Below are 11,558 nucleotides of genomic sequence, written 5' to 3'. Positions count from 1 at the left end.
CAAGACGGGCCCAACCGATGAAACCTACCCAGATTGCTCCCAAGTCTCCCCGCCAGATCGAGAAGGCTCGCACAGCCTATCAGGCCGGCCAGTACCGCGTTGTACTCAGGGAAGCCGAAAATGCGGAGCAGATACTTGGCAAGCGGGCCGACGCCTCCTACTGGCAGATGGCCGCGTGGCTGGCACTACAGGACACCAGGAAGGCCGGCGAGATCCTGCACGACGGGCTGCAGCATTTCCCGGACGATATCGAACTGATGTCTCTCGGCGGCTTCGTCCTGCTGCGCAACGGCGAGCACGAGGAAGCCAGGCAACTGCTGCAGCGATGTGTCGGCGCCGACCCCGGCTCGCTCAGCGCCTGGGTGCACTATGCCGCCCTGCTGCTGGAATTGCGCGAGCCCGCGGCGGCCAGGGAGGCCGCCAGCAAGGCGCTGGCGATCAACCCCAACGAGGCCACCGCGGCCTGCAACTACGCCCTGGCCCTGAAGGAAACGGGTGAAATGGCCGAGGCCATGCCTGCCCTGCGCAAAGCGGTAAAGCTGGCCCCGGGCAACATCGCCATCCGGGCCAACCTGCTGTTCGCCATGCTGTTCGCCGAGGACACCACGGCGCCCGACCTGTTGCGCGAAGCCAAGACCTACGAGACGCTGCTGCTGGCCGGCCCGCGCCTGCCGCGCGAAGCCGGCGCGCCGCGGCGTACCAGCGGTCCGATCCGCCTGGGCCTGTTCTCGAACGACCTGATGCGGCACGCCTGTGCCTACTTCATCCTGCCGCTGATGGCGCATCTGGACCGCTCGCGGGTAGAGGTGGTGGCACTCTCGCTCAACCCGCTGAGCGACCATGTCACCGACAAGATCCGGCTGCACGCCAATGAGTTCATCGAGCTGGCGGGCAAAACCACGGCCGATGTCGTGGAGACCATTCGCAACGCGCAGCTGGACGTCGTGATGGATCTCGGCGGGCATACCGGCAATTCGCCGCTGCCATACATGGTCCACGGGCTGGCTCCGGTGCAGATGACATGGCTGGGCTATCCCGGCAGCACCGGACTGAAATCCATCCAGTACCGCATCAGCGACGCGACCTGCGACCCGGAAGGCTTCGAGCCCCACTACACCGAGACCCTGCTCAGGGCGCCCACCGTCTTCTGCACGTACGCGCCGCTGATACACAGCCCCCTGAATGCGTACGGCCCAAAGTACCGGGTCCAGGAGACGCCGGCGCTGCGCACCGGCGCGATCACTTTCGGCTCCTGCAACAACCTGGGCAAGGTCACCGATCAGACCGTGGCACTGTGGCACGCGGTGCTGGCGCGTTGCCCGGGCAGCCGCCTGCTGATCGAAGCACGCGACCTCGACAACGAAGCCGTCAGCGGCCCTCTGCTGGCCCGCCTGGCGCGTGCCGGCATCGACCCGGTCCGCGTGGCTTGCATCCCCAGGCTGGCGACGAACCAGTACCTGACTTACCACGACATCGACATCATGCTGGACACCGTGCCGCTGACCGGCGGCACCACCACCTGCGACGCCTTGTGGATGGGCGTGCCGGTGATCACGCTGGCGGGGGCGGCCTTCCACTCGCGCATGTCGGCCAGCTTCCTGCATGCGCTCGGCCTGGATGGCCTGATCTGCCGCGATGCGCAAGAGTACGTCGAGATGGCCGCGCAACTGGCCGCAGACGCGGGCCAGCTCAACGCCTTGCGCCTGTCGCTGCGGCAGCGTTTCGAGCAGGGTCCCCTGGCCGACGGCGCCGCCTTCGCGCGCTGGATGGAAGACCAGCTTGCCAAAGCAGTCGGTCCGCACCGGCCGGTCGACAGCTTGCCCGGCTCGCACGATGGCGTGTACTTCTCCGGCGCCTGGCACACCATGGCGGAAATCGTGATCGCGGTTGCCGGCTTGCTGGCGGCCCAGCGCCATATCGAACTGCGCGCCCTGCTCGAGAACTTCTCCGCGAAGTGGCCCAGGCACTGGATGGTGCCCTACGTGCTGGCCGAAATCGAGCACCGCGACGGGCAGCACGAGGCAGCGGTCGACTACCTGATGGAAAGCATCGGCTTGCGTACCTATCACCTGCCGCTGTTCCGCCTGCTTAACGCCCGGCTGGACGAGTACCAGTATGACAAGAGCATGCTGGGCGAATTCGTCCAGCAGCAGTTGGGCGTGACGCTGGCGTTCCTGGAGCAGCAGGGCGCGCCCACGGTGCTGGAAGTCCTCGGCATCGAGGTCGGGCAGGAAGCAGAGGCCGAGCAGGAACATGCCTGAGCCATCCAGCCAAGTCCGCCAACCTCGGCAAACCTGGCTATCTGAACCATTGCCAGCCCGTCATCGTGCACACGCCCCCCGTTGCCGCGCCCGGTAAATCAATCCGTCCAATATGAAGAACCTCGCAAACAGCTCCAAGGCGGACCGTTACATCAAGAAAGCCGAGAACAGCCATGCTACCGGGCAGTTCGAGGCAGCGATCGGCTACGCGGAGAAGGCCCTGAAGCTCAACCCGCGGCTGCGCGCCGCCTTCTACTGGCACGCCCTCTCCTTGCTGCTGCTGCACCGGCACGAAGATGCACTCCGTGTCGCGGAGGAAGGCTTGAAGATGCACCCGGGACAGCCGGACATGATGACCGTATGCGGCCGCATCCTCGCCACGATGGGCCGGCTGGAGCATGCCAGGACCTTGCTGCAGGACTGCGTGGCCCGGCACCCTCGCTATCTTGAGGCCTGGGCGAACTACGCCATCGTGCTGCGCCAGCTGGGCCTGCACGCCGACGCCAAGCAGGCGTCGCTCAAAGCCGTCGAGATCGCGCCGGACCATCCCGTCGTGTTGGCCAACTACGCCAATGACCTGAAAGACACCGGCTTCGCCGAAGACGCGATCACGATGCTCAGGCGCGCCGCGGCAAGCGCCCCGACCAACAAGAACATCCGCTCGAACCTGCTGTTCATGCTGCTGTTCGGCGACAAGACCAGCGCGGGCGAGCTGCTGGCCGAGGCCGGCAACTTTGCCCGGGTACTCGCCCGCGAGCGCCTGCCGGAATTGCCCGTGGTGGCCAGGCCGCGCTCCGAACGGATCCGGCTCGGGATCCTGTCAAACGACTTGTACCGGCACGCCTGTGCCTATTTCCTGATCCCGCTTATCGCCAACATCGATCGCGCGCGCTTCGAGGTGGTGGCGCTTGGCCTGCAATCGACCCAGGACACTGTCACGCGCAAGATCTCCATCTACTGCGACCGCTATGTGAACCTGGCCAAGAAGCCGGAAGCGGAAATCGTGCAGGCGGTACGGGAGGAGAACATCGATGTGCTGATCGACCTGGGCGGCTATACCGGCATCTCGCCGCTGCACTATATGGTGTATGGCCTGGCGCCGGTGCAGCTCACCTGGCTCGGCTATCCCGGCAGCACCGGCATGCCCGCCATCCAGCATCGCGTCACCGACCGGATCGGAGATCCGGCCGGCAGCGAATCGAACTACACCGAGAACCTGCTGTACGCGCCCGGCGTGTTCGCGGTCTACCACCCGCTGATCGGCAGCCCGCTGCAGGTCTACCAGCCCGACTACCAGGTCCGGGAAACACCCGCGCTGCGCAACGGCTTCATCACCTTCGGCTCCTGCAACAACATCGGCAAGCTGACCGACCGCACCCTGCGGCTGTGGAGCGCGGTGCTGGCGCGCTGCCCCGGCAGCCGCCTGCTGATCGAAGCGGCAGGACTCGACCGGGAAGAAGTGCGCGGACCGCTGCTGGCGCGCATGGAACAGGCCGGCATCGACACGCAATGCGTCGTCTGCGTGCCAAGGGAAGGCAAGAACCAATACCTGACCTACCACGACATCGACATCGCGCTGGATACATCGCCGGTGACCGGCGGCACCACCACCTGCGACACGCTCTGGATGGGCGTGCCGCTGGTCTCGCTGGCCGGGCCGGCATTCCACACCCGGGTGTCGGCGCCGTTCCTGCACGCGGTGGGCCTGGAAGGCCTGATCTGCGACAGCGAGGAAGCCTACGTCGCGATGGCCGCGCAGCTCGCCGCCGACGCCGGGCAGCTCAACGCGCTGCGCCTGACCCTGCGGCACCGCTTCGAGAAAAGCGCCATCGCCGATGTGGCCGGCTTCACGCGCTGGTTCGAAGACCAGGCCATGCAGCTGATCGGCCCGCACCGCGACGTGAGCCACCTCAAGCCGCGCACGCAGGATGGCGTGTTCTGCAACGGCGACTGGCACTCAATGGAAGAACTGGTGCTGACCATCGGGCTGCTGCTGGAGGAGGGACGGCATTTCGAGCTGAACGGCCTGCTGGAGAACATGTCGGCCAAGTGGAGCAAGCACTGGCTGATCGCGTTCGCGCTGGGCGAGATGGAGCAGCGCATCGGCAACCATGATCGCGCCCTCGAACTGTTGATGGAAGCGATCAACCTGCGCCCCTACCATCTGCCGCTCTACCGGCTGCTCAGCGCGCGGATGCGCGACGGCGGCCATGACACAAGTCCCGTGGCCGATATCCTGCAGCAGCAGTTCGGCCTCGACCTGGCCCTGATCGATAGCCAGGGCAAACCCTCGACCCACGAAATCCTGGGCATCCAGGTGTTGGAGGAAGCTGCATGAAAGCCGTCATCCTGGCGGGCGGGCTGGGTACCCGCATATCCGAAGAATCGCACCTGCGCCCCAAGCCCATGATCGAGGTCGGCGGCAAGCCGATCCTGTGGCACATCATGAAGATGTACGCCGCGCACGGCATCAATGACTTCATCATCTGCCTGGGCTACAAGGGCTACGTCATCAAGGAGTACTTCGCCAACTACTTCCTGCACATGTCGGACGTGACCTTCGACATGTCGGAAAACCGCATGGACGTGCACTGCCGCAAGGCCGAGCCGTGGCGCGTGACGCTGGTGGATACCGGTGAGGAGTCGCAGACCGGCGGCCGCCTGCGGCGCGTGCGCGAGTACCTGGCGCCGGGCGAGCCGTTCTGCTTCACCTATGGCGACGGCGTCTCCGACATCGACCTCACCGCCGAGATTGCGTTTCATCGCGAGCACGGCCGCTGGGCCACGGTCGCGGCCGTACAGCCCCCGGGCCGCTATGGCGCGCTCGAGCGCACCAGTGAAGGCATGGTCGCCGGCTTCGCGGAAAAGCCCCGCGGCGACGGCGCCTGGATCAATGGCGGGTTCTTCGTGCTGCAGCCCGAAGTGATCGACCTGATTCCCGACGACAAGACCAGCTGGGAGCAAGGGCCCATGGAAGATCTGGCCCGCCGCGGCCACCTGCTCGCCTTCGAGCACCAGGGCTTCTGGCAGCCGATGGACACCCTGCGCGAGAAGAATATGCTGGAGCAGCTATGGCAGTCCGGCGCCGCGCCCTGGAAAACATGGTGACCTGCATGCTCGATGGCTACGCCGGCCGACCGGTCTTCCTGAGCGGCCATACCGGTTTCAAGGGCGCCTGGCTGGCGCTGTGGCTCGCGCGCCTCGGCGCGCGGGTGACGGGCTATGCGCTGCCGCCGGAATCGCCGGCCGGCCTGTTCACCGCCGCCGGCGTTCAGGACGCCTTGCACGCCCACCATCTGGCCGACATCCGCGACGCCGCCACGCTGGCAGGCGCCCTGCAGGTGGCGCAGCCTGAGATCGTCTTCCACCTTGCGGCGCAGCCGCTGGTCGGCGCCGGCTATCGCGATCCGGTGGCCAACTGGGCCACCAATGTCATGGGCACGGTCCACCTGCTGGAAGCGGTGCGCCATTGCCCTTCGGTGCGCGCCGTGGTGGTGGTCACCACTGACAAGTGCTACGACAACAAGGAATGGTTCTGGGGCTACCGCGAGACCGATGCGCTCGGCGGGCATGACCCGTACAGCGCCAGCAAGGCCGCCGCGGAACTGGTCGCCGCCAGCTACCGCAAGTCATTCCTGGCAGAGCGCGGCGTGCTGGTGGCGACCGCGCGGGCCGGCAACGTCATCGGCGGCGGCGACTGGGCCGAGAACCGGCTGATCCCGGATGCCGCGCGCGCTGCCGCCGCCGGCAGCGTCCTCGATATCCGCAATCCGCTGGCCACCCGGCCCTGGCAGCACGTGCTGGAAGCCCTGCGCGGCTACCTGCTGCTCGGCGCGCGCCTGACGGCCGGGGAAGAGGAACTCGCGCGTGCGTTCAACTTCGGGCCGGAAGCCACCGACAACCTCGCCGTCGGCGCTGTGCTCGCCCGACTGGAAACGCACTGGCCCGAACTGCGCTGGGCGCATCGCGCCGAGCCTGGCGCCACGGCCCCGCACGAAGCCCGCAATCTTCACCTGGACTCCGCCCTGGCGAGAGGACTGCTCGGCTGGCAGCCACGCTGGTCGCTCGACCAGGCCCTGGCGGCCACCGCCCACTGGTATCGCGCCGTGCAGCAAGCCCCGGCCCAGGCGCGGTCCGTCACCGAACGACAAATCGAGCAATTCTGCGCATGACAGACGCTGCCCACGCCACCCATTCCGCTCACGCCGCCGATCCGGCTTGCCGCGCTTGCGGCCTGCCCCTTGCGCAAACCGTCGTCGACCTCGGCCTGTCGCCGGTCTCCAACGCCTTTATCAAGGCGGGCGACACCGCCATGCCGGAAACCTTCTACCCGCTGCACGCCATGGTGTGCCAGCACTGCTGGCTGGTCCAGCTGCGCGACGCCACACCCGCGGAGACCCATTTCCACGACGACTACGTCTACTTCTCCTCCTATTCCACGTCGTGGCTTGCGCATGCGCAGCGCTATGTGAGCGCGATGACCAGCCGCTTCGGCCTTGCCGCCGATAGCCGCGTGATGGAGCTGGCCAGCAACGACGGCTACCTGCTGCAATTTTTCGTGCAGGCCGGCATTCCCTGCCTGGGGGTGGAGCCTACCGCGAACACGGCGGCCGCGGCGCGCGCCAAGGGCGTGGACAGCCGCGAGCTGTTCTTCGGCAAGGACACTGCGCGCGGCCTGCGCCAGCAAGGCTGGGAAGTCGATCTGCTGCTCGGCAACAACGTGCTGGCGCATGTGCCGGACATCAACGACTTCGTCGGCGGCATGCCCGAGGTGCTCAAGCCCCAGGGCGTGATCACGCTGGAGTTTCCGCACCTGCTGCGCCTGATCGAGCAGAACCAGTTCGACACGCTCTACCACGAGCACTACTCCTACCTGTCGCTGTCGGCGCTGCTGCCGGTGTTCGCCAGGGCAGGCCTGCGCGTGTTCGATGTCGAGCACCTGCCCACCCACGGCGGCAGCCTGCGGGTGTTCGCCTGCCATGCGGATGCCAACCATGCGGCATGCCCCGCCGTAGCCGCCGCGCTGGAAGAGGAACACGCCGCGGGCCTGACCTCCGCCACGCTCTACGCGGGCTTTGCCGAACGCGTGCGCAAGGCCAAGCGCGACCTGCTCGCCTTCCTGATCGAGGCGCGCAATGCCGGCAAGCGCATTGCCGCCTATGGCGCCGCCGCCAAGGGCAATACGTTGCTGAACTACTGCGGCGCCGGCACCGATTTCATCGACTACGTGGTGGACCGCAACCCCACCAAGCAGGGCCGGCTGCTGCCCGGCACGCGCATCCCGGTGGTAGCGCCCGAACAGGTCTTCAGCGACCGTCCCGATTACCTTCTGATCCTGCCCTGGAACATCAAGGACGAGGTGATGGCGCAAATGGCCGGCATCCGCGCATGGGGCGGCCGTTTCGTGGTGGCCATTCCGGAAACCGCGGTGCTGGCATGATCTTCACGCCGACCCCCATCGACGGCGCCTGGCTGGTGGACCCGGAGCCACTGGCGGACGAACGCGGCTTCTTTGCCCGCACGGTCTGCGTGGAAGCGTTTGCCGAGCGCGGGCTCAACGGGCGCTTCATCCAGCAAAGCGTGTCGCGCAATACGCGCGCCGGCATCCTGCGCGGCATGCATATCCAGTACGAGCCGGCCGGCGAGGACAAGCTGGTACGCGTCACCACCGGCGCCATCTTCGATGCGATCCTGGACCTGCGGCCGTACTCGCCAAGCTACCGGCAGTGGTTCTCGGTGGAACTGTCGGCGCAGAACCAGCGCGCGCTCTATATACCGAAAGGCGTGGCACACGGCTTCCAGACGCTGACCGCACTGTCGGAAGTCTTCTACCAGATGACCGTGCCCTTCGCACCCGCCCACAGCGGCGGCGTGCGCTGGGACGATCCCGAGATCGGCATCGCCTGGCCGCCTTGCGCGGCACGGTTGATCTCGGCCAAGGATCTCGCGCTGCCGCTGCTCTCGTCAGTCAATCCTTACTGAACCTGAATACCTGAATTCCGCTGTATCGAATCCAACCGGTCCCCGACCAACAAGCCAAACTTCGGAGCCAATCCATGAGTACCGATCAATTGCAGAAACTATCCCAAGCCCTGCGCGAAGTTGGCACCAACGCGGCCGCGCGCGACCGGCTGGTCGCGCTGTGCAAGTCCATCGAGCAGGATCTTTCCGGCTACCAGGGCAGCGTGCGCGACGACATCACCGGCCCCATCGTCGATGCCATGTACGACGACGATTCGCGCCTGCGCAAGACGCTGGCCGACGGCACGGTGTTCGAGTTCCTCTATCGCACCAAGATCGCGCGCGACTTCCTGATGAGCACGCCCGCCGCGCCCGATCACGTGTGGGAGCCGCAAACCACCAAGCTGCTGGTCAAGCTGTGCCAGGGTGGCGGCAACGCAGTGGTAGGCGGCGCTTACTTCGGCGACCAGGTCATCCTGATGGCCAGGCAACTGGCCGCCGCGGGCGGCGCCTGCCACGCCTTCGAGCCCAATGCCGACCAGCTCGGCATGCTGCGCAACAACGCCCGGCTCAACAATGTGGAGAACATCCATAGCTGGCGCCTGGGCCTGTGGTCCGACAGCAGCACCCAGTTGCGCCTGGTCGGCAACGACTCCTTCGCCCACGCCGAGCGCGCCGAGGGCGCCGCCGGCGACGACAGCTTCGCCACCATCACCATCGACGACTACTGCGCGCAGCACAAGCTGGACAAGCTCAGCCTGATCATGCTGGACATCGAAGGCGCCGAGCTGGACGTGTTCAAGGGCGCCCGCGGGCAGCTCTCGCGCCCGGCGCCGGATGCGCCGAACATCGTGTTCGAGGTGCACCGCCACTATGTGGACTGGAGCAACGGCCTGGAAAACGCCGAAATCATCCGCATGCTGCAGGGCTTTGGCTACAGCGTGTTCGCGGTGCGCGACTTCAACTCCAACGTGGACATGGCCGGCCGTCCGATCGAGCTGATCCCGGTCGGCGAGGTCTACCTGGAAGGCCCGGCCCATGGCTTCAACATGGTGGCGGTCAAGGATCCGGCCCTGCTGCAGGGCGCGGACTTCTCGGTCTGCCACGGCGTGAGCCCCAAGCTGCTGTGGCACCGCGATCCGGCCCTGCATCACCCGCTGTCGTGAGCCTTGCCGTGTCCGATAGCGTGCTTTGTACCGTGATCGGCGGCGCCGGCTTTGTCGGCCAGCGCCTGGTCCAGGCGCTGCGCCAGGCCGGGCATGAAGTCTACGTGCCCGGCCGGGACGAGCCCGCCCTGCTGACGCGCGACCTCGGCCGCGTGTTCTATTGCGCCGGCCTGACCGCCGACTTTGCCGCCCGCCCGTTCGATACGGTCGAGGCCCATGTCGGCCTGCTGGCCCGGCTGCTGCAATCGGGCCGCTGGGAGCACCTGGTCTATCTCTCGTCGACCCGGCTGTACGACAGCGCCGCGCTGCCGGTGGGCGACGAGGCCGGTGCGCTCACGCTGCAGCCGGCCAATCCCCGCCACCTCTACGACCTGTCCAAGGCGCTGGGCGAGAACCTCTGCCTGACGCTGGCACCGCAGCGCTCCGCCGTGGCGCGCCTGTCCTGTGTCTTCGACTGGACGCCGGGCTCGCCGGGCTTCCTGTCGGAATGGCTGCAGCGCGCGTCGGCCGAGCGGCGCTTCGTGCTGGACAGCGATGCGGCCTTCGTGCGCGACTATATCCACCTCGACGACGTGGTGGCCGCGCTGCGCGCCATGTCCGGGCAAAACGCACGGGGCATCTTCAACGTCGCCAGCGGCGCCAATGTCTCCAATGCCGAGCTGGCCGGCGCGTTCAACCGCGCGGGCTGGGCGGTGGAACTGGCCAGGTCCACCGGGCCGCAGCCGGCGGCGGTCTGCAGCGTAGCGCGGCTGCACGCGCTGGGCGTGGCGCCGCGCGACGTGCGCGCGGTGCTGGCCACCTGCCTGGAAGGAATACGAACGTGGAACTGATCGACCAGACACCGGAAAGCCTGGCCGCCTACACTTGCGCCCAGGTGGCGGCGCTGGTGCCGGACGGCAAGGCCGGCACCCTGCTGCCGCTGATAGCGCGCCACCAGGCCGAAGCGCTGGCAAGACTGGAGCGCTGCATCGGCGCCGTGCGCATGTGGCAACCGGGCCGCTTCAACTACCTGCACTCAAGCCAGTACTGCCAGTACCTCTACTACCTCGCCAACACCATCTGGCGCAACGAAGGCGACGCGCGCGCCTGCACCCGGCTGTTCCTGCTGAACAAGGCGCTCAACGGCATCGATCTGTTCTATGAGATCGAGATGCCGGAAGTCTTCTTCATCGGGCATTCCGTCGGCATCGTGCTGGCCAAGGCCACCTATGGCAACTATCTGGTCCTCTACCAGAACTCCACCGTAGGCAAGAACCACGGCGTGGCACCGGTGATCGGCGACGGGGTGGTGATGTATCCCAACACGGCCATCATCGGGCGCAGCCATGTGGGCGACGGCTCCGTCATTGCCCAGGGCGTGAGCATCATCAACCGCGACACCCCGGGGCATTGCCTGGTCTATGCCGGCCAGGCCGGCGACCTGGTGTGCAAGCCGGCGCGCGAACCGGGTGCGGAGGAGTATTTCCGGGTATGAGTGATGGGGCGCAGAGGTGCAGAACGAAGCCGCCAGATGCGCCAGAACCGTCTGGAATGACGACGGTCGTCGCTCCCTCTCTTTTCATGGGGAGAGCAGCCGTGTCAAGTGGCCATTGTGTTTTGCCATGGCTGGCCGGTCTTCACCGTGGCGTTGATTCATCCATTCTGGTTTGATGGCTGTTTCGGAATTGATCTATTTTTTGATGTTGCTGTTTCTTGGTTTTTTAGTGACATTATTTGAGGTGGCAGGGCCTAAAGGCGGAGTGGTTTCGGGCTCTTGGGCTTGGGTGAGTTGAGACAAGTCTGCAGGGCCTAAAGGCGGAGTGGCGTCGGGCTCATGGGCACATGGAGGTGTCACTTTTCTTTACTCGTAAAGAAAAGTAACCAAAAGAAAGCGACCCCTTGCAGGGGGGCTGGCTTATCGGGATTGGTGGCTTTGCGGATTCGTGGTGGGCGCAGCGGTTCTAATAAACTGCTGGCGCTACCGGCACGAACGGCATTGCCGCTGCGAATGACGGCGGTTTCATTTTATGACCCCTGAATGACGATCTCGCTTTCCCATTCAGGCATCTTCCGTTACCAGTTTATATGGCCACTCGATCATGAACGGCATTGGATTCGTCGTGGGCGCGGTGGCCCCGGCTTGAGGCGAATACCAAAAATCTGGAGCCACCGCGCCCACGACGAATCCAAT

The 11,558-nt window shown here is 66.1% G+C and carries 9 protein-coding genes; all 9 read left to right on the top strand.

What is annotated here, in order from left to right:
- Positions 1 to 17 precede the first annotated feature (17 nt).
- A complete protein-coding gene (locus AC3FOF_RS10450; RefSeq protein ID WP_488726547.1) occupies positions 18 to 2,261 on the top strand; it encodes an O-linked N-acetylglucosamine transferase, SPINDLY family protein in 2,244 nt (747 codons plus the stop codon).
- A 112-nt stretch (positions 2,262 to 2,373) separates the two neighbouring features.
- Positions 2,374 to 4,599 carry an O-linked N-acetylglucosamine transferase, SPINDLY family protein gene (locus AC3FOF_RS10445; RefSeq protein WP_488726546.1) on the top strand — a complete coding sequence of 742 codons (2,226 nt, stop codon included), beginning with the start codon at positions 2,374 to 2,376 and terminating at the stop codon, positions 4,597 to 4,599.
- Positions 4,596 to 5,369 carry a glucose-1-phosphate cytidylyltransferase gene (rfbF, locus tag AC3FOF_RS10440; protein ID WP_017230296.1) on the top strand — a complete coding sequence of 258 codons (774 nt, stop codon included), beginning with the start codon at positions 4,596 to 4,598 and terminating at the stop codon, positions 5,367 to 5,369. Before AC3FOF_RS10445 ends, rfbF begins: the two co-directional genes overlap by 4 nt.
- On the top strand, positions 5,333 to 6,433 hold the full coding sequence (rfbG, locus tag AC3FOF_RS10435; RefSeq protein ID WP_488726545.1) for a CDP-glucose 4,6-dehydratase: 1,101 nt from the start codon (positions 5,333 to 5,335) through the stop codon (positions 6,431 to 6,433). Before rfbF ends, rfbG begins: the two co-directional genes overlap by 37 nt.
- Positions 6,430 to 7,701, top strand: coding sequence for a methyltransferase domain-containing protein (locus AC3FOF_RS10430; protein WP_488726544.1), 1,272 nt, complete (start codon positions 6,430 to 6,432; stop codon positions 7,699 to 7,701). Before rfbG ends, AC3FOF_RS10430 begins: the two co-directional genes overlap by 4 nt.
- Positions 7,698 to 8,243 carry a dTDP-4-dehydrorhamnose 3,5-epimerase gene (gene rfbC / locus AC3FOF_RS10425; protein WP_488726543.1) on the top strand — a complete coding sequence of 182 codons (546 nt, stop codon included), beginning with the start codon at positions 7,698 to 7,700 and terminating at the stop codon, positions 8,241 to 8,243. The genes AC3FOF_RS10430 and rfbC overlap by 4 nt, the downstream gene beginning before the upstream one ends.
- A gap of 74 nt (positions 8,244 to 8,317) precedes the next feature.
- Positions 8,318 to 9,388: an FkbM family methyltransferase gene (locus AC3FOF_RS10420; RefSeq protein ID WP_488726542.1), complete on the top strand. Its 1,071-nt coding sequence runs from the start codon at positions 8,318 to 8,320 to the stop codon at positions 9,386 to 9,388.
- Between the two features lie 8 nt (positions 9,389 to 9,396).
- Positions 9,397 to 10,218, top strand: a complete 822-nt coding sequence (locus tag AC3FOF_RS10415) for an NAD-dependent epimerase/dehydratase family protein (protein WP_488726541.1) — start codon at positions 9,397 to 9,399, stop codon at positions 10,216 to 10,218.
- Positions 10,209 to 10,862: an LbetaH domain-containing protein gene (locus tag AC3FOF_RS10410; RefSeq protein WP_017230301.1), complete on the top strand. Its 654-nt coding sequence runs from the start codon at positions 10,209 to 10,211 to the stop codon at positions 10,860 to 10,862. The genes AC3FOF_RS10415 and AC3FOF_RS10410 overlap by 10 nt, the downstream gene beginning before the upstream one ends.
- Positions 10,863 to 11,558 lie beyond the last annotated feature (696 nt).

This window comes from Cupriavidus sp. 96C5-1 (genome assembly GCF_057798855.1).
Note: the sequence above shows the minus strand (reverse complement) of the source record. Positions and strands in the feature narration are given on the sequence as shown.

Coding starts and splice junctions, on each gene's coding strand:
- AC3FOF_RS10450 (WP_488726547.1), top strand. CDS start 18: ATGAAACCTACCCAGATTGCTCCCAAGTCTCCCCGCCAGATCGAGAAG.
- AC3FOF_RS10445 (WP_488726546.1), top strand. CDS start 2,374: ATGAAGAACCTCGCAAACAGCTCCAAGGCGGACCGTTACATCAAGAAA.
- rfbF (WP_017230296.1), top strand. CDS start 4,596: ATGAAAGCCGTCATCCTGGCGGGCGGGCTGGGTACCCGCATATCCGAA.
- rfbG (WP_488726545.1), top strand. CDS start 5,333: ATGGCAGTCCGGCGCCGCGCCCTGGAAAACATGGTGACCTGCATGCTC.
- AC3FOF_RS10430 (WP_488726544.1), top strand. CDS start 6,430: ATGACAGACGCTGCCCACGCCACCCATTCCGCTCACGCCGCCGATCCG.
- rfbC (WP_488726543.1), top strand. CDS start 7,698: ATGATCTTCACGCCGACCCCCATCGACGGCGCCTGGCTGGTGGACCCG.
- AC3FOF_RS10420 (WP_488726542.1), top strand. CDS start 8,318: ATGAGTACCGATCAATTGCAGAAACTATCCCAAGCCCTGCGCGAAGTT.